This window comes from Alcaligenes nematophilus (assembly GCF_026344155.1).
GTDB classification, from domain to species: Bacteria; Pseudomonadota; Gammaproteobacteria; order Burkholderiales; family Burkholderiaceae_B; genus Alcaligenes; species Alcaligenes phenolicus.
Genome location: NZ_JAPKMZ010000007.1, coordinates 78,837 through 105,832, shown reverse-complemented (window position 1 = coordinate 105,832; position 26,996 = coordinate 78,837). Strand labels below are relative to the sequence as shown.

Genomic DNA, 26,996 nt, shown 5'->3' with positions numbered 1-26,996 from the left:
GTGGCCGCGCCCAGCATCCTACAAAATAACTGCCTGGCGCCGTTCTGACTCCAGGTACTCCCGCGATTGCATTTCCATCAAACGCGAGACAGTACGGTGGAACTCATTGGCCATAGGGCCATCCACATACAATTCTTCTTCAGGCACCGCTGCGGACATGATGAACTTCACCTTGTGATCGTAAAAAACGTCGACCAGCCAGGTGAAGCGTCGCGCCGCAGAGGCATCACGCGCTGTCATGCGAGGCACATCAGACAAAATCACGGTCTGGAAGCGGTTCGCCAGTTCCAGATAGTCGTTTTGCGAACGTGGGCTGACGCACAGGGTCTCGAAATCAAACCAGACGGCTGAACCGGACAAGGCGACCGCTTTTACATCCCGGTTTTCAATACTGAGCACCGGCTCTTGAGGGGCCGTGTCCGACAAGGCCGTGAACATGGATTGCAGTTCTGCGGTGGTCTCCGGACCCAATGGCATCAGATAGGTTTTCACCTGCTCCAGAGCACGACGGCGATAATCCACGCCCGTATCCACGTTCATGATATCCATGTTCTTCTGGATCAGCGCAATCGCAGGCAAGATGCGGTCGCGGTGCAGGCCTTCCGGATACAAGGTGGAAGGCTCGTAGTTGGAGGTCATCACAAAGGACGTACCGCGCTCGAACAGCCCCAGCAGCAGCTTGTACAGAATCATGGCATCGGCCACATCCGAGACGTGGAACTCGTCAAAACAGATCAGGCGATAACGCTTGGCGATACGCTTGGCGACCTCATCCAAGGGATCACTCATGCCTTTGACCTGATTCAGCTCTTTGTGCACGCCGCGCATGAACTCATGGAAGTGAATCCGAGTTTTGCGCTTGAGCGGCACCGTCAGGTAAAAGGCGTCCATCAGGAAGCTCTTGCCGCGCCCGACCCCACCCCACAGGTACACACCACGCGGCACTTCCGGGCGGGAGAACATACGACGCAAGGCGCTGGAGCGCATTTTGCGAAACTCTACCCACTCGTCGTAATAGCGTTGCAGCCGGTCTATAGCTTGCTCCTGTGCCTGGTCGGCACGGTAGCCTTTTTCCGCTAAAGCCTGATGGTAATACTCGCGAACATTCATATCACTGAAAATAAAAGAACCTGTCCAAGACAGGTAGTGGTCTGCCAGCATGCACTGCGATCCACAGCAGCACCGCTTTTGATGCAGGGTCTGAGCATACTGCGCGGTCAATTATCTCACGCATCGCAGCCGCTACGGACTGCTGTGATCAGCCTTTCGTGACGAAAAAAAAGGCGAGCCCGTGCCCGCCCTTTTCCAACAACACCCTGAAAGTCTATCAGAAGTTCAGAGCGCGTTTGTCCACTGCCAAGGCCGCTTCTTTCAGGGCTTCGGACAGGGTTGGGTGAGCATGGCAAATACGGGCGATATCTTCCGACGCGCCACGGAATTCCATGATTGCAACAGCTTCAGCCACCAGCTCGGAAGCCACAGGGCCCACAAAGTGCACGCCCAGGACTTCGTCCGTCTTGGCATCCGCCAGAACCTTCACAAAGCCGGTCGTGTCACCCAGTGCGCGGGCACGGCCGTTAGCCAGGAAGGGGAAGCTGCCAGCGCGGTAAGCACGGCCTTCGGTCTTCAGTTGCTGTTCGGTCTTGCCAACCCAGGCGATTTCGGGCGAGGTGTAAATAACCCAAGGCACAGTGTCGAAGTTGACGTGGGGTTGCTGACCAGCCAGACGCTCGGCCACAGCCACACCCTCCTCTTCGGCTTTGTGAGCCAGCATAGGACCACGCACCACGTCACCCACCGCCCAGATACCTGGCAGGCTGGTGGCGCAATCGTCGTCCACAACCACGAAGCCGCGCTCGTCCAGTTTCAGACCGATGGTGTCTGCACCCAGACCGGCAGTGTTAGGCACACGGCCGATGGACACGATCAGCTTGTCGGCTTCCAGCTTGTGCTCGGCACCAGCGGCGTCCACGTAGTTGATGGTGACCTGTTTGGCGGACTTCTTGATTTCGCCAACTTTCACACCCACATTGATCTTCAGACCTTGCTTGGTGAAAGCCTTCAGGGCTTCCTTGGCAACGTCGCGATCCACGGCGGACAGGAACTCGGGAGCACCTTCCAGAATGGTCACTTCGGCACCCAGGCGACGCCACACGCTACCCAGTTCCAGACCAATCACACCGGCACCGATAACGGCCAGCTTCTTGGGAACCTTGGGCAGACGCAGTGCGCCGTCGTTGGACAGAATTTGCTCTTCGTCGAACTCGGCACCGGGCAAGGCACGAGCCGAGCTACCGGTAGCGATGATGACGTTCTTGGCAACCAGCTCTTCAGCGTTGGCACCGGCCACGTTCACCGACCAGCCGCCGTCCACTTTGGCGCCAAAGGAAGCGGTGCCGTGGAAGAAAGTGACCTTGTTCTTTTTGAACAGGTACAGGATGCCGTCGTTGTTCTGCTTGACGACCACGTCTTTGCGACCGATCAGCTTGTCCAGATTCAGCGATACGCCCTTGACGTCCACACCGTGATCAGCCAGATGCAGATTGGCGTGCTCGAAGTGCTCGGACGATTGCAGCAAGGCCTTGGAAGGAATGCAACCAACGTTGGTGCAAGTACCGCCAGGAGCGGGTTTGCCTTCAGCGGTGGACCATGCGTCCACGCAAGCGACGCTCATACCCAGTTGAGCAGCACGGATGGCGGCGATGTAGCCACCAGGGCCTGCACCAATCACGACAACATCAAATTGCTTAGCCATAAAAAATCCCATAAATGTGAAAAGGCACGCTGGACCGTCCAGAAGTCAGACGGGAAAGTATCAGGTGGCGAACGCCAACCCCCAGGGCCTTAAACAAAGTCGGCCAAGGCTTAGAAGCAAGCACTTGGCCGTAAACATACTAGACCGAAACTACCGCGTGCTTAGACGTTCAACAGCAGACGCTGTGGATCTTCCAAGGCTTCCTTCATGGCCACCAGACCCAGAACGGCTTCGCGGCCGTCGATGATACGGTGGTCGTAGGACATGGCCAGGTAGTTCATGGGGCGAATCACGATCTGACCGTTTTCCACAACAGCGCGATCCTTGGTGGCGTGAATGCCCAGGATGGCGGACTGAGGTGGGTTGATGATGGGGGTGGACAGCATGGAGCCGAACACGCCACCGTTGGAGATCGAGAAGGTACCGCCTGTCATTTCTTCCAGGGTCAGCTTGCCGTCGCGGGCACGGGCACCGAAGTCAGCGATTTGCTTTTCGATGTCAGCGATGGACATTTGATCAGCGTTACGCAGGATAGGCACCACCAGACCACGTGGGCTACCAACGGCCACACCAATGTCGAAGTAACCGTGGTAGATGATGTCTTTGCCATCAACCGAGGCGTTCAGTACGGGGTATTTCTTCAGGGCGGCAACAGCAGCCTTGACGAAGAAGGACATGAAGCCCAGTTTCACGCCGTGCTCTTTCTCGAACTGATCTTTGTATTTCTTGCGCAGATCCAGCACAGCTTGCATGTTGACTTCGTTGAACGTGGTCAGCATGGCGTTTTCGGACTGCGACTGCAGCAGACGCTCGGCGATGCGAGCGCGCAGACGGCTCATGGGCACGCGCTGCTCTGGACGGCCGTCCAGGGACAGGGTTGGAGGGGCAACAGGAGCGGCAGCAGGTTTAGCAGCAGCGGCGTTGGCTTCCAGAGCGTCACCCTTGGTGATGCGACCACCACGGCCGGAACCTTCCACGGAGCTGGCTTCCACACCCTTTTCAGCCAGGATCTTGGCAGCTGCAGGCGAAGCAACCGAAGAGGCGGCGGAGCTGGCAGCAGGAGCGGCAGCGGCTGGGGCAGCAGCAGGAGCGGCTTCTTGTGCAGCGGCGGCAGGAGCGGCAGCGCTGGCCTTGCCTTCGGAGTCAATACGGGCCAGCACGTCGCCGGAGGTAACGGTGCTGCCGTTGGCCTTGACGATTTCGCTCAGCACGCCCGAGGCAGGAGCGGGAACTTCCAGCACAACCTTGTCGGTTTCGACTTCGATCAGGATTTCATCAGCCTGGACCATCTCGCCAGGTTGTTTTTTCCACTCCAGCAAAGTGGCTTCGGAGATGGATTCAGAGAGTTGGGGAACCAGAACGTCGGTAATTGCCATGATTATATTTTCCGTATTTAAAATTTAGGGTGCGTTATTTGGTCAGCATGAAGCCTTTGCGAGCGCCGAAAGCCTGCTCCAGCAGCGCCTTGTGTTGTTCCTGGTGTTTGGCCAGGTAACCAACGGCAGGCGAAGCGGACGCGGCACGGCCGGCGTAACCCAGCTTCTGACCTTCGGTCATGTTCTCGTAGATGTGATGCTGAACGTAGAACCATGCACCTTGGTTTTGAGGTTCGTCCTGAACCCAGATAACTTCCTTGGCGTTGCTGTACTTGGCCAGCTCTGCCTGGAAGGCCTTGTGGGCAAACGGATACAACTGCTCCACACGGATAATGGCAATATCGTTGCGCTCCAGCTCTTTACGGTGGTTCACCAGATCGTAGTAAACCTTGCCCGAGCAAGCCAGAACACGTTTGACAGCGGCTGCATCAATCGCCTGATCGGTCTCGCCGATCACCGGCATGAAGTGACCCTCAGCCAGATCGCTCAGTGGCGAGGTAGCGTCTTTATTACGCAGCAAGGACTTGGGCGTCATGATGACCAAAGGCTTGCGGAAAGGACGGATCATCTGACGACGCAGCACGTGGAAGATCTGGGCGCCGTTGGTGGGCTGGACAACCTGGATATTGTTGTCAGCGCACAGTTGCAAGAAGCGCTCGATACGGGCCGAGGAGTGCTCCGGACCCTGACCTTCGTAGCCGTGTGGCAGCATCAGAGTCAGACCGCAATGACGGCCCCACTTGGCTTCACCCGACGTAATGAACTGGTCGATCACAACCTGGGCGCCGTTGGCGAAGTCGCCGAACTGAGCTTCCCAGATAGTCAAAATGTTGGGCTCTGCCGAAGCGTAACCGTATTCAAATGCCAGCACGGCTTCTTCGGACAGAACCGAGTCGATCACCGTGAAGTTGGCCTGGCCTTCGGAGACGTTCTGCAAAGGAATGTAGGTGCCGTCGTTCCAGCGCTCACGTTTTTGATCGTGCAGCACAGCGTGACGGTGGGTAAACGTACCACGGCCCGAGTCCTGGCCGGTAATACGGATGGCGTAGCCATTGTTCACCAGGGTTGCAAAGGCCAAGTGCTCGCCCATGCCCCAGTCCACCTGAGCTTCGCCACGTGCCATGGCACGACGGTCGTTCAGCATGCGGTTGACCAGCGGGTGAACCGTAAAGCCTTCTGGCACGGTGGTCAGTTTTTCACCGATACGTGTCAGTTCGGACATAGGCAAGGCGGTGTCAGCCTGGTCAGTCCATTTGGCGCCCAGGAAGGCAGACCAGTCGGTGGCGTACTTGTTCTTGTAGTCTGTCAGAACAGGTTCAACCGTGCGCTTGCCATCTTCCATCAGTTGACGGTAAGCCTTGACCAGATCTTCGGGTTCGTTCTCGGACAGAATGCCTTGAGCAACCAGCTTGTCGGCGTACAGTTTGCGCGTACCGTTGTGCTGACCAATCTTCTTGTACATCAGCGGCTGGGTCATCGAAGGAGTGTCTTGCTCGTTGTGGCCCAGTTTGCGGAAGCAAACAATATCAACCACCACGTCGTGCTTGAACTCGCGGCGGAAGTCCAGAGCCAGCTGAGTCACGAACACCACGGCTTCAGGATCGTCGCCATTGACGTGGAACACAGGGGCTTCAATCATCTTGACCACGTCCGTGCAATACAGCGTGGAGCGTGTATCGCGAGGATCAGAGGTGGTGAAACCGATCTGGTTGTTAATAACAATGTGCAGCGTACCACCGGTACCGTAGCCACGGGTCTGGGCCAGGTTCAGTGTTTCCATGACCACACCCTGACCGGCAAAAGCCGCGTCACCGTGAACCAGCACGGGCAGAACCTGGCTGCCGTCTTCGTCGCTACGACGATCCTGACGAGCACGGACCGACCCCTCGACCACTGGGTTAACAATTTCCAGGTGGGATGGGTTAAAGGCCAGAGACAGGTGAACCGGACCGCCACGAGTGGACAGGTCGCTGGAGAAACCGTTGTGGTACTTCACGTCGCCGTCGGTCAAGCCTTCAGCGTGACGGCCTTCAAACTCGGCAAACAGGTCACCGGGCATCTTGCCCATGATGTTGACCAGCATGTTCAGACGACCACGGTGAGCCATACCCACGATGATTTCCTGAACGCCGTTCTCGCCAGCGTGGTTGACCACTTCATCCATACAAGCGATGAAGCTCTCACCACCTTCCAGGGAGAAGCGTTTCTGACCGACATATTTGGTGTGCAGGAAGCGCTCCAGGCCTTCGGCCTCGGTCAGCTGCTGCAAGATGTTGCGTTTTTGGTCAACGTTGAAAGAACCTGTGCCATGCACCGACTCCAGGCGCTGCTGAATCCAGCGCTTGACGACCGGGTCGGAGATGTACATGAATTCTGCGCCCACCGAACGGGAGTACGTATCACGCAAGGCCTTGAGCATGTCGCGCAGCGTCATGGTGTCGGCTTTGGTGAAGTAAGTGTTGGTGGCGGAGTAGACCTGGTCCAGATCTGCTTCGGTCAAACCGTAGAAAGCAGGGTCCAGTTCAGGGATGCTGGGGCGTTCGGAGCGCTTCAGGGGATCCAGATCAGCAATGCGTGCACCCAGGGAGCGGTAAGCAGCAATCATGGACTGAATCGACACTTGCTTCATGGCAACTGTCAGGTCCGGTGCTTGGGCGCTGGTCAGGAAGGCATTGGCTTTGGCACGCTGAGCGAAGGACTCGACGATGGGAGCGTGAGCTTGATCGCGGGTGCTGTCGCGGCCGTCAGTCGCAGGCTGGTGCTGCAGCTGGTCGAAGTACTCGCGCCATTGGTCGGCGACGGAGCCTGGATTGTCGAGGTAGGACTCGTAGAGTTCTTCGACGTAAGGAGCATTGCTCCCGAACAAATAAGAGTTACTGAGCAGTTCTTTTTGCGATGACATTATTACGCTTCACCTATCCGAGTGTTTCACTCGTGTTGAGATGCAGGAAAACCTTCCGCGACACGGACCTCGCCGGTTAGCGGATAGCAGGAGCAGAAGGCAACGTAGGACGCCTTATACAAGCCGTATTGATCTAGTATAACGCCGCACACAAAAGGCGCAATTAATGACATCTAAAATGCTTGGCGACTGCGTCATACCGTTGGCATTAACAAACACATCGATCTATCACGAGGGCGAATTCTTACAAAAGAAGCGCTCCAAATCATGATTGACGCCCCTTGGCTGCCCCACATGAAGGAAAAATTCCGATATGCTAATCGGGTGCAGCAAGTACGCGCTTCGCGGGCCCCTTTTCCACCAAACCGAGCCCAGCCTGCCCTTGGTCACCTTGAGGCAGGCAACAAGCGTTGCCATGACATATGCTGCCTATAACAAATCAGCACCTACCTGGTGACTGTATTTCTTATAAATTAGATTCACTTTTACACTAGAAAATCCTATCAGGAGCTTTACCAAAATGGATGCCAACGCCGATCTGGCCAAACTTGCGCTGGACTATCACGCGTATCCCACTCCCGGGAAAATCTCGGTGGTCCCTACCAAGACCCTAGCCAATCAAGATGACCTCTCGCTAGCCTACTCCCCCGGCGTCGCATCTGCTTGCATGGCCATCCACGCCGAAGGCGAAGAAGCCGCCGCCAAGTACACCTCGCGCGCCAACCTGGTTGCCGTGGTTACCAACGGTACCGCCGTGCTGGGTCTGGGCAATATCGGCCCCCTGGCCGCCAAGCCCGTCATGGAAGGCAAAGGCTGCCTGTTCAAGAAATTCGCCGGCATCGATGTGTTCGATATCGAGTTGAACGAAACCGATCCGGACAAGCTGGTCGACATCATTGCCGCACTGGAACCCACCCTGGGTGGTGTGAACCTGGAAGACATCAAGGCCCCCGAATGCTTCTACATCGAGAAGAAGCTGCGCGAGCGCATGAGCATTCCCGTGTTCCACGATGACCAGCACGGTACCGCCATCATCTCGTCCTCCGCTGTTCTGAACGGCCTGAAAGTCGTCAACAAGAACATCGCCGACATCAAGCTGGTTTGCTCGGGCGCTGGCGCTGCTGCCATTGCTTGCCTGGACTTGCTGGTTGCCCTGGGCGTGAAGCTGAGCAACATTTTCGTGGCCGACTCGCGCGGCATCATCTGGAAAGGTCGCGACGAGAACATGGAGCCCAACAAGGCTCGCTACGCTCAAGAAACCGACGCCCGTACCCTGGCTGATGCCATGGTTGGCGCTGACGTGTTCCTGGGTTGTTCCGCTCCTGGCGTCCTGTCCGCCGACATGGTCAAGACCATGGCCGACAAGCCCCTGATTCTGGCCCTGGCCAACCCCGAGCCTGAAATCCGTCCTGAAGTAGCCAAGGCTGCCCGCCCTGACTGCATCATCGCGACTGGCCGTTCGGACTACCCGAACCAGGTCAACAACGTGCTGTGCTTCCCCTTCATCTTCCGTGGTGCCCTGGACGTTGGCGCCAGCGTGATCAACGAAGAAATGAAGCTGGCTTGCGTGAAAGCCATTGCCGAGCTGGCCCAGGTCGAGCAAAGCGACGATATGGCCACTGCTTACGGCGGCGAAGATCTGCGTTTTGGTCCTGAGTACATCATCCCCAAACCGTTCGACTCCCGTCTGATTGTTCAGATCGCTCCTGCCGTGGCCCAAGCTGCGATGGACTCCGGCGTTGCCGCCCGTCCTATCGAAGACATGGACGCCTACCGTCAGAAGCTGATCGCCATGACCTACCACACCGGCCCGCTGATGCGTCCGTTGTACATGCAGGCCAAGGCTGCGCCCAAGCGCATCATTTACGCTGATGGCGAAGACGAGCGCGTATTGCGTGCCGTGCAAACCGTCGTGGACGAGAAGCTGGCCCAGCCTATTCTGGTGGGTCGCCCCAGCGTGATCGACATGCGCGTCAAGAAAGCTGGCCTGCGTCTGGAAGCGGGCAAGAACGTGCAAATCGTTGATCCTGAAGACGATGATCGCTTCACCGAGACCTGGACTGCCTACTACAAGCTCAAGGCACGTGAAGGCGTGACTCCAGACATCGCCAAAGCCATGATACGCAAGCACAACTCGCTGATCGGCGTGATGCTGCTGCAACGTGGTGATGCTGACGGCATGATCTGCGGCGTGGCCAGCAACTACGACAGCCAGCTGCACTATGTTGAGCAAGTCATTGGCCTGAAGAAAGAAGCCCAGACTTTCGCCGCCATGAACGTGCTGATGCTGCCTACACAAACTCTGTTTGTGTGCGACACCCACGTCAACGAGAACCCCACTGCCGAACAGATCGCCGACATGACGATCCAGGCCGCTGACGAAGTCAAACGCTTCGGTGTGGTGCCTCGTGTCGCACTCTTGTCGCACTCAAACTTTGGCAGCCGCCAGACCGAGTCGTCCCGCAAGATGGCCAAGGCTCGTCAGATCCTGGCTGAACGCGCTCCCGACCTGGAAGTGGACGGCGAAATGCACGCTGACTCCGCCCTGTCCGAGAAAATCCGCCTGAAGGCCTTCCCCGACAGCACGCTGCGCGGTTCGGCCAACCTGCTGATTACTCCTAACCTGGACGCCGGCAACATCACCTACAACATGCTGAAGATGACAGGCAGCAACGGTGTGGCCATGGGCCCCATCCTGCTGGGTGCGGCTCGCCCCATCCACATCCTGACCACCAGCGCTACGGTGCGTCGCATCATCAACATGACAGCCCTGGCTGTTGTGGATGCACAGCAAGAAGCCCAGCAAAACAGCTAATCCTGTTTAGCTGAATAAAAACCGGATGCAGCGTAAAGCGGCATCCGGTTTTTTATTTCATGATGACTTTGGCGGCCTGTTGCGATGGGCAAAGCTGTCGCCTGATCCAACAGAGTATCGGTACTCAGGATCCAGCTCATTTAGCCACAACGGACACAACACAGCCGCGTCTCCTCTCTCAGGGTTGGCGGGTGCCCGGAATCTTGTGCAAGTTCGCTCCGTCAGCCGCGAAGTGTCCGAACCTGATGAGCAGACATCACACTCCAAGAGCGGCCTATTTCCGCACCCGCCCTGCTCGCACAGACAAAGGCCAACTGATTCGGCGACGCTGATCGGGATCACCCCACTGCTTGCGCAACTCCACTTCCACTGCGCTCAAGGGACTGGCGCCCAGCGCTTTTTCAGCCGCTTTCACAGCCGACCAGGTTCTGATGTATCCCAGGAGCTGTGGCAAACTCCAATCCACCTCCATGGCCAAAGGCGGCAAGCTCAGCTCCTGAAAAGGAAAGGCTAGGCTGCGATACCCCTCTTCCACATGACGGCGCTCCGGTGGCCAGTAAGCGCCGATGGTTTCATAGTAGAAATGCTGCATGACGCTATCCACTTCACCCTCCACATGCAAGACGCCATAGGTGATCAAAGCCAGCAAGGCATCGGGGCGAGCGATACGCTGAACCTCGGCATAGAAAGGCCCCAGATCCAGCCAATGAGCCGCTTGCGCGACGGTGATCAAATCCACGCTGTTATCAGCCAGACCGCTGTTGTCAGCCAAAGCCGTGCGATAGCTCACACCCTCTTGCGGCTGCGCCTGAGCAATCTGATCGGCGCTGCCATCCGTGGCAATCACTTCCTTGAATCGCTTGGCCAGCAACACAGAAAGCTGCCCAGTCCCGCAGGCACAATCCAGCGCCCTATCCTGTGCGGGACTCAGTTCGGCCAACACATCCGCCAGCTTTTGCGGATAACTGGGGCGGTAACTGGCATAGTCGGCTGCAACTTGGGAAAAGTTATCTTTGAACTGGGAGTCTGCCATCGCTTCACCTTTGTCTCTTGATATCAAGCCATATAGTAGTTTGCTAAACGCGGAGCCTGGAAACCAGCGTAAAAAAGAGACTAGTTTTAAGCAGGTACATGAGGCATCCCTAGCCACTCGCTCACCGAGTGGCTGACTGACTGACCCAGCTCAAACAGGCCGACGAAGTTTGAACTTGCGATGACCCACACGTTGCGCATGATAGATCCCTGCATGCCCCGAGAACACATAGGCTGCTACACAAGCGATCGCCGCCAAAGGCCCCAGTTCTGCACCAAACAGCTCCATCGCCATCAGTGTGCACGCAATCGGTACATTGGCTGCGCCGGCAAAGACGGCCACAAAGCCCAATCCCGTCATCATGGAAAAAGGCATGTGCAGCAAGGGAGCCAAGGCATTACCCAGCGTCGCCCCGATGTAGAACAAGGGCGTGACCTCCCCTCCTTTAAAACCGGAGCCTAAAGACAGGACAGTAAACCCCAGCTTGCCCAGAAAATCCCATGGCTGCATAGGCTCGTGGAAAGCGCGCACTATTTCCGGAACACCCAGGCCAATGTACTGGTAGGCATCCAACGCCCAGACAGCGATCGCCACCACCAGCCCGCCCCAGAATGGTCGCATGGGTGCGTACTTGATGCTCTTTTTCATCCAGGCGGAAAGCTGGTGAGTCAGCATGGCGAACAACATGCCGATCAGGCCGAACAGAACCCCGGCGATCAGCACAGCCAGCATGCTCCAGCCGTCTAGTGACACGACGTGCTCAACGACGTAATGGGTATGCTGCACCCCCCAGACCAGGCCCACCTGGTCGGCAGCAATCGCAGCGATCAGGCAAGGGAACAAGGCGTTGTAGCGCATACGGCCTATCGCCAGCACTTCCATGCCAAACACGGCTCCGGCTAAAGGCGTGCCAAACACAGATGAAAAGCCGGCACTCATACCTGCCATCAACAGAATGCGTCGATCCTCCCGGTCCAAGCGAAACACATGGGTTAGCTGGTCCGACAAGGCGGCACCCATTTGTACGGCGGCGCCCTCTCGGCCTACCGATGCACCGAACAAATGGGAAATCACGGTTCCGCCAAGTACCAAAGGCGCCATGCGCAAAGGCACCACTTTCTTGGGGTCGTGAATTTCCTCGATCAGCAGGTTATTACCTGCACTAACAGACTGCCCTACGCGTTCATACACCCAGCCTACGGCCAAACCTGCCAGCGGCAGTAGCCAAATCAGCCAGGCATGCTGTATCCGCCAGGAGGTAGCCTGCTCGAGTGAAAAAAGGAAAAAAGCGGAAGCGCTGCCTGCCAGCACGGCAATCAGGCAAGCGAGCACAGACCATTTGCCGTAATACGACAGCAGGTTTAGCGAGAGTGAGGTTTTGAGTCTGTTCATGGGTCGTAAGCTCAATGGAATCGGGCTGACCACAAACAGAAGATGTAAACGCGGACGCCTACAGCCCCGACGGTGGTCAGGTCACTGTAGACGTCATCAGCTGCTTCAGAACGAAACGGCGGTTAAAGGAGGAACGTCATCTCCAGGAAGAAATTGTACAACGACTCCTTGAAGCTGCAAATAAACAGAGCCGAATTTTCAAGCCATGGCCGGCGTCATCTGACGGCCGCGTGACAGGCTCAAGCCCCCTATGGTCAGTGCCAGGAAGACTGCGGCAGCTATCCACCAGCCCATGGCACCAGTAATCAAGGCCTGGCCGATCAGGCCTGCCTGAATAACGTAATACACCATGGGTATCAGGGTCTTGCGAACAATCTCGCCCTCACGTCCCAACATGCCGACAACCGCACCGGCAGCCACCACGTTATGGACGCAAATCATATTGCCAGCCGCTCCACCTACCGCCTGCAATGCAACCACAATAGCGGACTGGTCCACACTCAAGCCAATTTGCTGAGCGGTAGAGAACTGGAAGTACGAAAACATCATGTTGCTGACAGTATTGGAGCCCGCAATAAATGCCCCCAAACTGCCCACCCAGGGTGAAACCGTAGGCCATGCCTGCCCAACCGCCGACGCGGCCCCTTGAGCCAGCACCAGCGGCATGCTGGCAATGGAACCATCAGCCGCTGCCGAGTTGATAAACACCTGCACCATAGGCACGGCCAACAACAAAGCAGGAGCTGCGCTGCCCATGGTACGCAGCGATGCTTTCACACCGACGACATACTGCTGACTGTTCATGCGAAAAATCGCAATGCAGGCCAGTGAGACCAGAATCAAGATGGCCCCTGGCGAGAACAGCAACTGAGCCGACGTAGAAATACCAGTGCCCAAAATACCTTCCACCTTGATTGTGGCCGAAGGCCCCGTCAACCAGGCTTTTACCGCAGGAACAGTACGAGTAAAGATCAAAAGTGCAACCACCAGCACATACGGCGAGAAAGCCCGCAATACCGAAAAGCGTTGCTGCGATTCCGTGTTATCCATCGCTACTGTGCCCAGCCAGTGGGACGGCCATTGACTGCGATCCGGAAAATCAAAGGTTTTGCGAGGTGCAAACCAGCCCTTTCGAGCTGCGCTCACCACGATTACCAGTCCGACCATCGAACCCAGCATGGAGGGGAACTCAGGGCCCAGGGTAATGGCAATCAGGTAGTACGGAACGGTAAAGGCCAAGCCGGCAAACAAAGCGAACTTCCATGCCCCCAGTCCCTCGGCAAAGGAGCGGCGTTCACCGAAAAAGCGAGTCAACAAACCGCAGAGCAACAGTGGAATCACAAAGCCGGTCATGGCATGAATCAAGGCGACGTTCTCGACGATCTGCTGCAAATACTCAAGCGGCTGCAGGGGCGAAATGGCAGCTGCAACATCAACCTTGTTATCAATACCCGAACGCACTCCAACCAGCATGGGTGTACCAACCGCCCCGAAAGACACAGGCGTGGACTGGATAACCAACACAGCCATCACCGCGGCCATGGCAGGAAAGCCCAGAGCCAGCAGCAAGGGAGCCCCAACAGCGGAAGGCGTACCGAAACCCGACGAGCCCTCGATCAGGGAGCCGAACAACCAGGCAACAATAATGACCTGAATGCGACGATCCGGCGATACATCCATAAAGCCCTGGCGAATCGCACTTAATGCTCCGCCCACCTTGAGCGTATTCAAAAGCAGCACGGCACCAAATACAATGAACAGCAGGGTCAATGCGGTAACAATGCCGTTGATCGTGGCTGCAGCAATAACTTCGGCCTGGCTCCCCCATACAAATAAAGCGAGAATCGCCGTAACCAGATACGCGGCCCCCATCGATAGTTTGGCTGATCGCCCCATCACCACCATCAATAGAAAAACAACCAATAATGGCGTCAGAGCCAACAAGGTGTATAAAAGACTCATCCCGAATTCTCCTTTGTGTGACTGCACATATAGGAGGAAGAGGTTTTGTTGGTGAACAAAATGCGGCTAGGAGCCCGGCCCTGGGCAGCGCAACCACTTCCCGTTTTGTATTTTTGAGCATCATAGCGGTATTACCACCTTTGCATTACCAGCAGAAACCCTGACTAGTTTGGCGCCTCAAGGCCTTAATACGATTAAAAAACCAAGAAAGTGGTAATACCAAATTTAAAGAAGCGTCTTATATGACTATGAATCCCAGCACTCGCCTATCGGACCTGGTTGCTGAAAAAATCCGGCAACTTATACAGGATGAACAGTTGCAACCCGGTGACCGGATCCCGTCCGAGCGTCAATTGGCTGAACGGCTGGATGTGTCGCGTGTACCGATACGGGAGGCCTTGCGCTCGCTAAGCTCTGAAGGCTTGCTGGTTACCCGCCGTGGTGGGGGTACTTATGTTCAAGACAGCGAGTTGATCAACTGGCCAGCCCAGAGCATTGCGCCTCTGGAGGAGCTGATCAATGAAGACCCCTTGTATCGCTATGATGTCCTGGAGGCACGTCGTGCCTTGGAAGCCAGCACAGCCTGGCATGCGGCACAACGCGCAACAGATGCGGACAAAAAGCGCATTGAACAGTGTTTCCAAGTGATGGTTCGGCATCAACAAAACCAGGATGCAGACCTGTCTGCACGTGCAGACGCCCAATTTCATCTGGCAATTGCCATGGCTTCTCATAATGTCGTGCTGGTACAACTGATGAATGGCTTGTTCCAGTTAGTGTTCTCTACAGTGAAAGAGAACCGGCGCGCCATGTTCGAGTTCGATAATGCACGGGAAGTGGAAATTTTGACCGAGCAGCACGCGGGAGTCATGAAAGCTATTTTGGATGGTGATGCAGAACGGGCTCGCGAGCTGATCGGGCACCACCTGGATCATGTCCAGGCCAAAGTCCGATTTTCTGAAGAGAACAAAGCTCGTGAACAGCGGATTTTCCGCTTCAACAACCACCTTTCTCAGCCTTGAAACCTAGCCTGTCAGGCATTGGAGCTGCTGCATGTTGACGTGCATATGGTGGTGACAATGCCAACAGCAATGCCAGCGACTCTGGCGATGTGGGCAGTTTTGGTGATAGCTGTGGCTATGGCTGTGGCTATAGCCATAGCCATACAGAAATAACGGGCAAAAAAAAGTGCACCCAATGGTGCACTTGACCTTCCAGCTACTGCTTCATAACGCTACGGGCTACATGAACACCCGGGGCACGCCCCAGGGATCGCAGCCCGAAAGCATTAACGTTGAGCAGGTACGTCGCGCTGAGTTGGGCCCACGTACAGCTGACGTGGACGGCCGATCTTGTAATCTGGATCGGACAGCATTTCGTTCCACTGAGCAATCCAGCCTACGGTACGAGCCAGGGCGAAGATAGCGGTGAACAAGGATGTTGGGATGCCGATAGCGCGCTGAACGATACCCGAGTAGAAGTCTACGTTGGGGTACAGCTTGCGTTCGACGAAGTATGGATCTTCCAGAGCAATACGCTCCAGTTCCATGGCCAGCTTGAACAGAGGATCATTCTCCAGGCCCAGGGCTTCCAGAACTTCCTTGCAGGTTTCTTGCATCAGCTTGGCGCGTGGGTCGTAGTTCTTGTAGACACGGTGACCAAAGCCCATCAGGCGCACGCCCGAGTTCTTGTCCTTGACCTTCTCCATGAACTCGCCAACCTTGTCGATGCCGCCGTTGGCTTGCAACTCTTCCAGCATGTTCAGGCAAGCTTCGTTTGCACCACCGTGGGCAGGACCCCACAAGCAAGCAACACCCGCAGCGATCGCAGCGAAAGGATTGGTACCCGACGAACCGCACAGACGCACGGTGGAGGTAGAGGCGTTTTGTTCGTGATCTGCATGCAGGATGAAGATACGGTCCAGAGCGCGCTCAACCACTTCGTTGACCTTGTAGTCTTCGCAAGGGGTAGCGAACATCATGCGCAAGAAGTTGCCGGTGTAGGACAAATCATTCTTGGGATAGATGAAAGGCTGTCCCAAAGAATACTTGTACGCCATCGCAACCAGAGTAGGCAGCTTGGCGATCAAGCGGATAGCCGACACATGACGGTGATGAGGATTCGTGATGTCCGTGGAATCATGGTAGAACGCCGACAGGGCACCGACCAGGCCGGTCAGTATTGCCATGGGGTGAGCATCCGGACGGAAGCCGCGCAGGAAGTGCTGCATCTGTTCCTGAACCATGGTGTGGTTCGTGACCAGGGAGTCAAATTCCTGCTTCTGATCTGCGTTGGGCAACTCGCCGTTCAGGATCAGGTAGCACACATCCATGAAATCGCACTTTTGTGCCAACTGGTCGATCGGGTAACCACGGTACATCAACTGGCCCTTGTCGCCGTCAATGTAGGTGATACCGGATTCGCAAGCCGCCGTTGCCATAAAGCCTGGGTCATAGGTAAACATACCTGTCTGACCGTAGAGCTTACGGATATCGATCACGTCCGGACCTACGGTGCCCTTGTGTACAGGGAACTCAACCGAAGGGCTACCGTCGGAGAAGGATAGCGTGGCTTTTTTATCTGACAATTCCATCACTTTTTTCCTCAATGGTTATAGCTTTCGCATAATGTCTACTAGTCGCTGAATGTCCGGTGTGGCGTACTGCCCTTCTGGCTCGGAGCGAGCCAGAAGGACATCCAGCAAAACTGTATCGTCCATTTCGAACAAGCGGGTCAGGGCCGAGACGTCCTGATCAGTCAGCTCGTTTTCGTATTGATCCAGAAAACGGGTGATCATCAAGTCGTTTTCAAGCAAGCCCCGGCGCGCACGCCAGCGCAGGCGCGCACGCTCCAATTCCGTCAATGTTCTCATCGGTACATACCCACCTTTTTAGATACTGCGACGCACCAGCATTTCTTTGATCTTGCCGATGGCATGCGACGGGTTCAGTCCTTTTGGACAGACGTCCGTGCAATTCATGATCGTGTGGCAGCGGAACAAGCGGTATGGATCTTCCAGATTGTCCAGACGCTCGCCCGTTGCTTCGTCACGCGAGTCGGCAATGAAACGATAGGCTTGCAACAAACCAGCAGGACCGACGAACTTGTCGGGGTTCCACCAGAACGATGGGCAAGAGGTCGAGCAGCAGGCGCACAGAATGCACTCGTACAGACCATCGAGCTCCTCACGGGCTTCAGGCGTTTGCAAACGCTCTTTCTCTGGAGGAGGAGCATCGTTGATCAGGAACGGCTTGACCGAATGGTACTGATCGAAGAAGTGGGTCATGTCCACGATCAGGTCACGGATAACCGGCAGACCTGGCAGTGGGCGCAGAACCACAGGCTCTTTCAAGTCGCGCATGTTGGTGGTGCAGGCCAGACCGTTCTTGCCATTGATGTTCATGGCATCGGAACCGCACACACCTTCACGGCAGGAGCGACGCAGCGCCAGGCTGTCGTCCATGTCGTTTTTAATGCGCAGGATCGCATCAAGCAGCATCTTGTCGGTGGGCTCCAGCTCGACTTCGATCTTCTGCATGTAGGGACGCTCGTCCTTGTCAGGATCGTAGCGGTAGATTTCAAATTTGACCTTACGTTTTTGGCTCATGTCAGTATCCTGCTTAGAAAGTCCGGGCCTTGGGCGGAATCGTTTCGGCTGTCAGAGGCTTCATCTGGACAGGCTTGTACTCCAGACGGCTGCCTTCCGAGAACCACAAGGTGTGACGCAGCCAGTTTTCGTCGTCACGTTCTGGGTGGTCGTTCAGGGCATGAGCACCGCGACTTTCAGTACGATTGGCGGCCGACTTCGTCGTAGCGCGAGCCACTTCGATCATGTTGGCCACTTCCAGAGCTTCAATACGGGCGGTATTGAACACCTTGGACTTGTCTTTGAAGTAAATATCCTTGACTTCGGGAACCAGGGATTCGATCTGGTCGACACCCTTGTGCAGCAGATCCAGGGTACGGAACACACCGCAGTGAGCCTGCATGGCCACACGAATCTTGTTACCCACGTCCTGTGCCTTTTCGCCCGATGTACGGGATTCCAGACGGTTGACGCGGTCCAGCGAGTACTCGATGGAGGACTCGTTGATTTCCTGGTGAGCGTGCGTTTTCTCGGGGTGCGAATCCACAATGTGGTTGCCCGCAGCGCGACCGAACACGATCAGGTCCAGCAGGGAGTTCGTACCCAGACGGTTGGCACCGTGCACAGAGGTAGCGGCACACTCGCCGATGGCGTACAGACCGTTGACGATCTTGTTCTCGCCCGTTGGCGTTTGGGTCACAACCTGACCGTAGTAGTTCGTGGGGATACCGCCCATCTGGTAGTGGATGGTTGGAACCACAGGGATTGGGTCTTTGATCGGGTCCACGTTGCCGAACTTGATCGCGATTTCGCGAATCGAAGGCAGACGTTTCTTGATGACGTCAGCGCCCAGGTGATCCAGTTTCAGAACCACGTAGCTGCCGTCGCCACAACCACGACCTTCCTTGATTTCCTGGTCCATGGAACGGGACACGAAGTCACGTGGGGCCAAGTCTTTCAGGGTGGGAGCGTAACGCTCCATGAAGCGCTCGCCGTCTTTATTGAGCAAGATACCGCCTTCACCGCGTACGCCTTCGGTAATCAGCACGCCAGCACCGGCTACGCCAGTGGGGTGGAATTGCCAGAATTCCATGTCCTGCAAAGGCAGACCAGCACGAGCAGCCATACCCAGGCCGTCACCCGTGTTAATGAAGGCGTTGGTGGAAGCAGCCCAGATACGGCCAGCACCACCGGTAGCCAGCACCACGCGCTTGCCTTCCAGAACGTAGATTTCGCCGGTTTCCATTTCCAGAGCGGTTACGCCCAGAACGTCGCCCGCTTCGTTACGCAGCAGGTCCAGCGCCATCCATTCCACGAAGAACTGGGTGCGGGCTGCAACGTTACGCTGGTACAGGGTGTGCAACATGGCGTGGCCGGTACGGTCAGCAGCGGCACAGGCACGTTGAACAGGTTTTTCACCGAAGTTGGCGGTGTGACCACCAAATGGACGCTGGTAAATCGTGCCGTCCTGGTTACGGTCAAACGGCATACCGAAGTGCTCGAGCTCGTACACAGCGTGTGGAGCTTCACGGCACATGAATTCGATGGCGTCCTGGTCGCCCAGCCAGTCCGAACCCTTAACGGTGTCGTACATGTGCCAGTACCAGTGATCCTCGCTCATGTTACCCAGGGAAGCACTGACGCCACCTTGAGCCGCCACGGTGTGGGAGCGGGTTGGGAACACCTTGCTGAGCACGGCCACGGACAAGCCAGCCTGAGCCAATTGCAGGGAACAACGCATACCGGCGCCACCGGCACCGACCACCACTACGTCAAACTGACGGCGGGGCAAAGATTTTGTGATGGAAGCCACGGTTTAGAGACTCCAGATAATTTTTGCAAAAAAGACGACACTGGCAACCAGCCACAGCAAGGTCAACACTTGCAGGAACAAGCGCAGACCAGCGGGCTTGACGTAGTCCATCCAGATGTCACGCACACCAATCCAGGCGTGCCAGGACAAAGACAGGAAGAACAAGGTTGCCAGCAACTGACCCAAAGGCAGGGAGCCGACCGTGAACGAGAACAGGCCGCGCCAGGTCTCGAAATTCAGTTCACTGCTAAACAGGATGCCGCCGATGATGACCAAGGTGTAGATGGCCATGATGACTGCGGTGACACGCTGTGCCAGAAAGTCCAAGGTACCGTAGTGGGCACCCACTACCAGGCGGTTTGCGCCAATGCGCTCACGATTTGCCATTACCACACCCCAAACAGTTTCAAACCAAACACAACGGTCAGCGCCAGGCTGACCCCGAACACCATACCGGCCGACTTCTTGGCGGACTCTTTGTCATTACCCAGGTGCAGGTCCAGTGCCAGATAGCGGATGCCGGCACAGAAGTGGTGCAGGTAGCCCCAGATCAGGACCAGAAGGATCAGCTTACAGACAGGGTTGTCGACGTAGCTGCGCAAGGTCTCGAAGGACTCTGGAGAGCTGACGCTCAAAGAGAACAGTGGCAATAGAACGAGCGGCAGGCAAAGAAACAGCAATGCACCACTGACACGATGCAAAATCGACGATTTTGCAGCCAGGGGCAAGCGGTAGCTCAATATCTGCGGCACGCTGATATTGCGATACTGCGGACGCTGCTTGGGTGCGGTATCAGACATGATGGCCTCGAAGTAGATAAAAAAAAGTCATAAAATTTTTAACCTTGGTATTTTCACCTATTTGACACTACGGTGCAGTATCAAATACCGTATGCCGCCGAACTAGCTGAGCGTGTTTCGGTAATGGAAGCGCTCAGTCAGGTACAAGCCCCGGCGCAACTCCATCGGTCGATCACCATAGGTATAGGACACGCGTTCCACGTGCAGGAGCGGCGAACCGGCAGCGACCTGCAAGACCGAGGCGGCCTCTTCGGTGGCACTGACAGCACCAATCTTTTCATCGGCGCGCACCATGCTCACGCCGAATTTGCTCTCGAACCAGGCGTACATCGGGCCCTTGTTCTGCTCAACGGCCTCCAGGGTCAAACCCTTGAAGACGGAGCCAGGCAGCCAGATATCGTCATAAATGGTCGGGACCTGATCAAAGGACAGAACCCGGCGCAGGTTCACCACCATGTCGGAGGTGCGCAAATCCAGCAGCACGGCAACATCCGTAGGCGCTTTCATTCGACGCACATCCAGAATACGGCTCTGGGAAGCCACAGGCTTGCCATCATCCGGGGCCAGGCGCAGGAAACGAAAGCGCACACGAGCTTCGTGATGGGTGGCCACAAAGGTACCCTTGCCTTGACGACGGATCAGGAGGTTATCGGCGGCCAGCTCATCAATGGCCTTGCGCACCGTGCCCTGGCTGACCTGAAAGCGGGCAGCCAGCTCCAGTTCACTGGGGATGGCTTCGCCGGGCTTCCACTCGCCACGATCCAGCCCCTGCAGCAACAAAGCCTTGATCTGTTGATACAGAGGGCTATAGGCCGCGCTAGGAGCGGATTTTTCGATTTCCTGGGTGCGTAGCGGCGGCACGTTATCAGACATGGGGCTCATAAAAAATGCGCGACAGATACAGCTTGGAACGCGCATTTGTTCATAAAATAGACAGTGCACTAATTTTCGCATGACCGGCCCCGAATGTCTAACGCTCTTATGTCTTATATAAGATATAAGACGTTTGACGCCGCTATCGTTTTGGTCTAGTCTGCGCAGTGAAAAAAGAGGCTTTTCCTCTTGCGAAAAACCGTTTTCCACGCCAGCCGCCCGGTCTGCAAAAGATTTAAACTGTGTTTTTCGTCACCGTCTTCAAACCCAAAAACGGAGTCTTACTCTCATGTCCAAACCCGCAATGCGCGTCGCCGTTACCGGCGCTGCTGGCCAGATTGGCTACGCCCTGCTGTTTCGCATCGCTTCTGGCGAAATGCTGGGCAAAGACCAGCCTGTAATCCTGCAGCTGCTGGAACTCGCCGACGAGAAAGCCCAAAAGGCCCTGAAGGGCGTCATGATGGAACTGGACGACTGCGCCTTCCCGCTGCTGCAAGGCATGTCCGCCCACAGCGATCCTGAAACCGCCTTCAAAGATGCTGATATCGCCCTGCTGGTCGGTGCCCGTCCTCGTGGCCCAGGCATGGAGCGTAAAGATCTGCTGGCCTTCAACGCCCAGATCTTCACAGCACAAGGCCGTGCCCTGAACAAAGTGGCCAGCCGTGACGTGAAAGTGCTGGTGGTCGGCAACCCAGCCAACACCAACGCCTACATTGCCATGAAGTCCGCTCCTGACCTGCCAGCGAAGAACTTCACCGCCATGCTGCGCCTGGACCACAACCGCGCCCTGTCGCAGTTGGCGACCAAGTCCGGCAAGGCTGTTGCTGACATCGAGAACCTGATCGTTTGGGGCAACCACTCGCCCACCATGTACCCTGACACCCGTTTCGCTACCGTGAACGGCGAGAAGATCGACGCGATCATCAACGATCAGGCCTGGAACCGCGAAACCTTCATCCCCACCGTGGGCAAACGTGGCGCCGCCATCATCGAAGCCCGTGGCCTGTCCTCGGCTGCTTCGGCTGCCAACGCCGCCATCGACCACGTGCGCGACTGGGTGCTGGGCTCGAACGGCAAATGGGTCACCATGGGTGTTCCTTCGGACGGCTCCTACGGCATTCCTGAAGGCATCATCTACGGCGTGCCTGTGACCACCGAAAACGGTGAGTACAAGCGTGTTGAAGGCCTGGAAATCGACGCCTTCTCGCGTGAGCGCATGGACCACACCCTGAACGAGCTGCTGGAAGAGCGTGACGGTGTGAAAGACCTGCTGGGTTAATTGACCCGCTAGTCTGCAAAATCCCCGCCTGATTGGCGGGGATTTTTTTGCCTGAGGGCTAGCCTGCCTGCATCAGAAGTCGTAACGCAGATTCAGGAATGCACTGCGTGGCGCACCGTAGTGGCCGTAGCTGCCGCCCATGCCCTGATAGTAAGTCTTGTCGAACAAGTTATTCACGTTCAGAGTCGCCGCAAATTTCTTGTTGAACTGATAGCGCGCCATCAAGTTCACCACCGCATAACTGTCCTGCTCCACGGTGCTGTTGTAGCGGCTAAAGCGTAAGGAGGTCTTGGAGTTCCAGTTGACACCCCCGCCTACCGTCAAGGCACTCCATTGGCCTGGTAAACGGTATGTCGTCCACAAGCGCAAGGTGTTCACGGGCAGCACTGTCAGCAACTGCTCGCCTTGGGCATCTTTGGTCTTGGAGTGGCTGAAACCGAAATGCACATTCCAATCCGGCGTAATCTCCCCAGCCAGTTCCAGGTCAATCCCCTTGGTCTTGGCCCCATCCACAGAACGAAAAGCCTGGGTATTCTGACCTGGCACCGTAAAGCCCGCGTCTTCCTCGGCCACATTATCTTTTTGGGACTGATAAAGGGCGATATTCGCGTTCAGACGACGATCCAGAAACTCGCCTTTCCAGCCAAGCTCCTGATTCTTGCCAATAATTGGATCCAGGACCTTGCCATTACGATCCTGCGCGGACTGAGGCTGGAAAATATCCGTGTAACTGGCATAAATGGTTTGCTCAGGCGTCAGGTCATAAACCAGGCCAACATAAGGCGTGATTTGGTCACGCTCACGCATGCCATAGGTCTGCAAGAACTTGTCAGTTGGGCTGGCGTAATAGTAGTCGTAGTCATAGCTGGAAACCCGCGCACCCACAATCAAATGCGTCCTTTCAAGCGGATTGAAACGCACCGCAGCATAAGCACCTGTCTGGCGAGACTTCACATTAAAAATCTCTCCTACCTGCCCCGTATTCGCAGGACGTTCCAGCTCGTTATTCCAGGTATAGAAATTGACTTTGGAAACGCCCACATCCCAGCCCGTATGCTTGTTTTCATAGTTCTGGAAATTGAATCCGGCAATGAAATCGTGTTGACGCCCGCCCAGCTCGAAAGGCCCTTGCAAGGTAACATCCACGCCTTTCTGGCTTTGCGTAGCCCCTGCGCGGTAGCGCAGCATTCCTGCACTGCCTGTTTCCTTATCCAGGAAAGAACGACCCGAGCCGACCTGGTAGGAGCCATTCAGATTATCCCGGTCCACATCCATGTAATTGGCCGCCACCTTGAACTGCCAATCATTGGGTAAATCCTGTTCCAGGTTCAGCGTGTAGTTGGTCGTTTTGAACTCGTCATACATCCACCGGGCACCCGTGCTGGTCGAGCGCGAGAAATCGGTTGCTTCACCATTGGTAAAGATCAAGGGTACGCCAGGCGCGCCCTTGGCCTTGTAGCGCTGATGATCCACGCTAAGGCGTAGCAAGGTGGTCTCTGTCAGGTCCGCCTCCAAAGCGCCATAGAACAGATCCTTGTCCTGCTTGTAGGCATCCATAAAGCTGTTGTTGTCCTGCTTGGCAAAAACCAGTCGCCCTCGCAGATTGCCGCTTTCAGTCAGGGGCCCGGATACATCCGCTTCTGCCCGATAAAAATCCCAGGAGCCCGCCCCCAGCTGCACGTGGGCCTGGAACTCCTTCGTTGGGCGCTTACGTATCAAGTTCACCGTTCCGCTGGGGCTGCCCGCTCCCGTCATCAGACCGGTTGCCCCGCGCACCACCTCTACCCGGTCATACAGCGCCATATCCAGCAAGGTGCTGGGCATGGTGCGTGTCTGATTCACTTGCGTCGTGGTCACACCATCGAGCTGATAGGTATCAATGGCACTACCACGCGAATAAATATTGAAGCGCTGGCCACCGTCCTGCGCCATGGTCACACCCGGCGTCTGCCCCAGGACATCCGTCATCGTATTCAACTGCTGATCTTCCATCTGCTGACGAGTAATCACGCTGATGGATTGCGGCGTATCCTTGATCGACAAGTTCATCTTGGTTGCGGTGTTGGTCAGCGGCGTTGTGTAGGAGCCCGTGCCTTCCGTGGTCGGGTCCAGGCTGGCCTTGACCTGAATAGGCGCCAGCTGTGTAGCCTCGCTCTGAGCAGGACGCCGCAGCGATACATTTTTTCCGGATCGCACAAACTCGATTCCGGTACCCGCCAGAAGGCGACGCAACCCTTCCTCGGGAGACAGGCTGCCTGTCAGCGCCGGAGCGCTATATCCCTGCACCACATCCTGGGAGAAGAAAATCTGCAAAGAGGCCTGCTCACCAAATTCCAATAGCGCCTTGCTCAATGACTGAGCCGGTATGTGGAACTGAATGCTTGCTGATTGAGCGACTGCAGCTTGAGGCAGCGTACCCAGCGCAAGCGCAATAGACATGACCAAGGCCGACATGCTGAACTGCATGCTCGATAAGGGCGTGCGCGATGCCGCACGTAATGATGCCGTTTTCACAATCCTGCAAATTCCATAAATGAAGTTTCGCGTCTGACGCAGATATCCCTTTGGCCAAAGGTGTTTTCAGGGGACTGTGCGCAAATCGCAAATCCTCCCCCCTCATGTCTATAGACGAGCCAGCCCCGCAAACATCGGATGGGAAATGAGAATCATTTTCGAAACAAAGTGTAACGGCAGACAAGAACAGAAAGCTCACACCACGGCTCGCGCATTACAGGAAATTATTTGGCGACGATGCGCAGGCGCCCATCCGGGGCACGCACCACAAGCACCGGAGCGAAAACCGGCAGCATCTCAAGAAACGATTGGGGGTCATCCACACTGAAAATACCCGCGATCTGATGATCTCGTAGTGTCGGTGCATCCAGCACTACGGGACGATCCAGATAACGGTTGATCTCAGCAACAGCGCGGAACAAAGGCGTATTTTCAAAGACGATCTTGCCGCGTCGCCAAGCCAGCGTGCTGTCCAGGTCAGGCAGGTGCACCGGCCCCAAGCCCAACTCGTCCGACACAGCCAGCCCCTGCCCTTTTTCCAGAGCTCGTGACTGACGATTCCACCACGGCCCATTGGACACATTGACCGAGCCCGACTCCACACTGACTTGCGTGGTCTGAGCGTCGTAACGCACATTAAAGCGCGTACCCGTTACCACGATTCGGCTCTCGCCCGCCTCCACCACAAAAGGGCGGGATGGGTCATGTTGCACGGAGAAGAAGATCTCCCCTTCAAGCAGCTGAACCACACGTTTGCCTTCGTAAAGGCGCGCTGTTGCGCGTGCACCCGAGTTCAGCTCCAGCACGGAACCGTCTGGCAAGCTCATCTGCTTTTGCTCACCACGCTGGGCAAATAAGCTCATGGTCTGTTGCGGCGACTCCAACCAGCCACCACTCAGGGCCACGCTTCCTACCACGGCCGCGGTACACATGCCCGCCAGCCCCCAGGCAAAGCGTCGACGCGTCAGTGCAGGGACGGGCTTGGGGGCCTCGCGGCGCGATAGAATTTCGCTCCATTCTTCCTTGGGAATATGCAGACTTGCATCCCAAATACGCTGCACATTGCGGTACTGCCGGTCATGCTCGGGATTCGCCTGTCGCCATTGCTCGAACGCACGCCAATCCTCCGACGAAGCATCGTCAGAATGCAAATAGGCAAACCATTGAGCGGCAAGCTCGTCCGGTTCTACCGAGGAGGAAGAAGCGTTCGGTGGTTTCATCACAGCACAACAAGAGAGCAAGCTGCACAACAAAGCAGTCGCATGGAAATATACCCCTTCATACCTATAGACGTTCGAGAAGGGGTAAGACCCGAACAATTTGTCGGTTCAAGAGGCATATTTCTGTAACTTTTTATTCAAATGGCGCAGCGTGCGGCTCATGTGCTTTTCGACGACCGAGCGGGAAATGCCCATGGCACTCGCGATCTCCGCATGCGTCCAGCCTTCAATGCGATGACGCACATAGACCTGCTGACACACCAAAGGCAACTCATTCAGAGCGCTTTTCAAGTCTGCCAGCATTTGCCGCGAGACCAACTCCGACTCCAACTCCGGGGCCTGCGGATGCTCATGCTCGTCCAGTTCGTGCAAAGGAGTGGTAGGCAAAATCGCCTGGCGGCGATAACGGTCAATAACGCCGTTGGCGGTGCTGCGCTTCAGATACGCGCGCGGATTTTCAACCGTAGCCGCAGCATTTTCCAATAAGCGCAGCGCTGCATCCTGCATAGCGTCTTCGCTATCTTCATGAGGTGCTTTCCGACGCCACGCCGCAACCAGCTCAATGTAATGAGCGAGCCACGTTTTCTTGGGCGCGGATGATCGGGGCATACGGAACAAGCTGCAAAAGAATGAAAGTCGACATAATAACAATGATTCTCATTCATAATGAGCTGAC

At 56.1% G+C, this 26,996-nt stretch carries 20 protein-coding genes and 1 riboswitch; of the genes, 3 read left to right on the top strand and 17 right to left on the bottom strand.

Going from position 1 to position 26,996, the window contains the following annotated elements:
* Positions 1–18 precede the first annotated feature (18 nt).
* The 4 genes from zapE to OSH04_RS17590 form a co-directional block, all read right to left on the bottom strand.
* Positions 19–1,110, bottom strand: coding sequence for a cell division protein ZapE (gene zapE / locus OSH04_RS17605; protein ID WP_266108998.1), 1,092 nt, complete (start codon positions 1,108–1,110; stop codon positions 19–21).
* 217 nt (positions 1,111–1,327) lie between these two features.
* On the bottom strand, positions 1,328–2,755 hold the full coding sequence (gene lpdA / locus OSH04_RS17600; protein WP_009457672.1) for a dihydrolipoyl dehydrogenase: 1,428 nt from the start codon (positions 2,753–2,755) through the stop codon (positions 1,328–1,330).
* 161 nt (positions 2,756–2,916) lie between these two features.
* On the bottom strand, positions 2,917–4,131 hold the full coding sequence (gene odhB / locus OSH04_RS17595; RefSeq protein WP_009457673.1) for a 2-oxoglutarate dehydrogenase complex dihydrolipoyllysine-residue succinyltransferase: 1,215 nt from the start codon (positions 4,129–4,131) through the stop codon (positions 2,917–2,919).
* Positions 4,132–4,165: 34 nt separating this feature from the next.
* The gene (locus tag OSH04_RS17590; RefSeq protein ID WP_035270812.1) at positions 4,166–7,033 is read right to left on the bottom strand and encodes a 2-oxoglutarate dehydrogenase E1 component; all 2,868 of its coding nucleotides are present in this window, start codon (positions 7,031–7,033) and stop codon (positions 4,166–4,168) included.
* Positions 7,034–7,553: 520 nt separating this feature from the next.
* Between OSH04_RS17590 and OSH04_RS17585 the strand changes: the two genes are divergently transcribed.
* Positions 7,554–9,848 (top strand): NADP-dependent malic enzyme, encoded by a 2,295-nt coding sequence (locus tag OSH04_RS17585; protein WP_026484296.1) that lies wholly within the window; start codon positions 7,554–7,556, stop codon positions 9,846–9,848.
* A gap of 274 nt (positions 9,849–10,122) precedes the next feature.
* Here OSH04_RS17585 and OSH04_RS17580 read toward each other — a convergent pair whose 3' ends face one another.
* From OSH04_RS17580 to OSH04_RS17570, 3 genes are all read right to left on the bottom strand, one after another.
* Positions 10,123–10,881 carry a class I SAM-dependent methyltransferase gene (locus tag OSH04_RS17580; protein ID WP_266108951.1) on the bottom strand — a complete coding sequence of 253 codons (759 nt, stop codon included), beginning with the start codon at positions 10,879–10,881 and terminating at the stop codon, positions 10,123–10,125.
* Between the two features lie 150 nt (positions 10,882–11,031).
* Positions 11,032–12,273 carry a voltage-gated chloride channel family protein gene (locus OSH04_RS17575; RefSeq protein WP_266108950.1) on the bottom strand — a complete coding sequence of 414 codons (1,242 nt, stop codon included), beginning with the start codon at positions 12,271–12,273 and terminating at the stop codon, positions 11,032–11,034.
* An 80-nt stretch (positions 12,274–12,353) separates the two neighbouring features.
* A riboswitch (Fluoride riboswitch) is annotated at positions 12,354–12,426 on the bottom strand.
* A gap of 45 nt (positions 12,427–12,471) precedes the next feature.
* Positions 12,472–14,235, bottom strand: coding sequence for an L-lactate permease (locus OSH04_RS17570; protein ID WP_137431269.1), 1,764 nt, complete (start codon positions 14,233–14,235; stop codon positions 12,472–12,474).
* A 242-nt stretch (positions 14,236–14,477) separates the two neighbouring features.
* Here OSH04_RS17570 and lldR point away from each other — a divergent pair, with 242 nt between their 5' ends.
* Positions 14,478–15,257: a transcriptional regulator LldR gene (lldR, locus tag OSH04_RS17565; RefSeq protein ID WP_026484289.1), complete on the top strand. Its 780-nt coding sequence runs from the start codon at positions 14,478–14,480 to the stop codon at positions 15,255–15,257.
* A 266-nt stretch (positions 15,258–15,523) separates the two neighbouring features.
* On the opposite strand, the gene gltA is transcribed toward lldR, so the two are convergent.
* From gltA to OSH04_RS17530, 7 genes are all read right to left on the bottom strand, one after another.
* The gene (gltA, locus tag OSH04_RS17560; RefSeq protein WP_022983549.1) at positions 15,524–16,828 is read right to left on the bottom strand and encodes a citrate synthase; all 1,305 of its coding nucleotides are present in this window, start codon (positions 16,826–16,828) and stop codon (positions 15,524–15,526) included.
* A gap of 18 nt (positions 16,829–16,846) precedes the next feature.
* Positions 16,847–17,107: an FAD assembly factor SdhE gene (locus OSH04_RS17555; RefSeq protein ID WP_003802528.1), complete on the bottom strand. Its 261-nt coding sequence runs from the start codon at positions 17,105–17,107 to the stop codon at positions 16,847–16,849.
* An 18-nt stretch (positions 17,108–17,125) separates the two neighbouring features.
* Complete coding sequence (locus OSH04_RS17550; RefSeq protein WP_003802530.1) at positions 17,126–17,842, bottom strand: succinate dehydrogenase iron-sulfur subunit; 717 nt, start codon at positions 17,840–17,842, stop codon at positions 17,126–17,128.
* 13 nt (positions 17,843–17,855) lie between these two features.
* Positions 17,856–19,634, bottom strand: a complete 1,779-nt coding sequence (gene sdhA / locus OSH04_RS17545) for a succinate dehydrogenase flavoprotein subunit (RefSeq protein WP_022983547.1) — start codon at positions 19,632–19,634, stop codon at positions 17,856–17,858.
* Between the two features lie 3 nt (positions 19,635–19,637).
* Positions 19,638–20,021, bottom strand: coding sequence for a succinate dehydrogenase, hydrophobic membrane anchor protein (sdhD, locus tag OSH04_RS17540; protein ID WP_003802535.1), 384 nt, complete (start codon positions 20,019–20,021; stop codon positions 19,638–19,640).
* Positions 20,021–20,434 (bottom strand): succinate dehydrogenase, cytochrome b556 subunit, encoded by a 414-nt coding sequence (gene sdhC, locus OSH04_RS17535; protein WP_009457694.1) that lies wholly within the window; start codon positions 20,432–20,434, stop codon positions 20,021–20,023. The genes sdhD and sdhC overlap by 1 nt, the downstream gene beginning before the upstream one ends.
* Before the next feature lie 102 nt (positions 20,435–20,536).
* On the bottom strand, positions 20,537–21,307 hold the full coding sequence (locus OSH04_RS17530) for a GntR family transcriptional regulator (protein WP_009457695.1): 771 nt from the start codon (positions 21,305–21,307) through the stop codon (positions 20,537–20,539).
* 289 nt (positions 21,308–21,596) lie between these two features.
* On the opposite strand from OSH04_RS17530, the gene OSH04_RS17525 reads away from it, so the two are divergent.
* Entirely contained in the window at positions 21,597–22,586 is a 990-nt protein-coding gene (locus OSH04_RS17525) for a malate dehydrogenase (protein WP_022983546.1), read from the top strand.
* 72 nt (positions 22,587–22,658) lie between these two features.
* On the opposite strand, the gene OSH04_RS17520 is transcribed toward OSH04_RS17525, so the two are convergent.
* The 3 genes from OSH04_RS17520 to OSH04_RS17510 form a co-directional block, all read right to left on the bottom strand.
* Positions 22,659–25,025 carry a TonB-dependent siderophore receptor gene (locus tag OSH04_RS17520; protein WP_254002815.1) on the bottom strand — a complete coding sequence of 789 codons (2,367 nt, stop codon included), beginning with the start codon at positions 25,023–25,025 and terminating at the stop codon, positions 22,659–22,661.
* Positions 25,026–25,324: 299 nt separating this feature from the next.
* Positions 25,325–26,320 carry a FecR family protein gene (locus OSH04_RS17515; RefSeq protein WP_060185718.1) on the bottom strand — a complete coding sequence of 332 codons (996 nt, stop codon included), beginning with the start codon at positions 26,318–26,320 and terminating at the stop codon, positions 25,325–25,327.
* A gap of 108 nt (positions 26,321–26,428) precedes the next feature.
* Entirely contained in the window at positions 26,429–26,929 is a 501-nt protein-coding gene (locus tag OSH04_RS17510; protein WP_266108949.1) for a sigma-70 family RNA polymerase sigma factor, read from the bottom strand.
* Between the last annotated feature and the right edge of the window lie 67 nt (positions 26,930–26,996).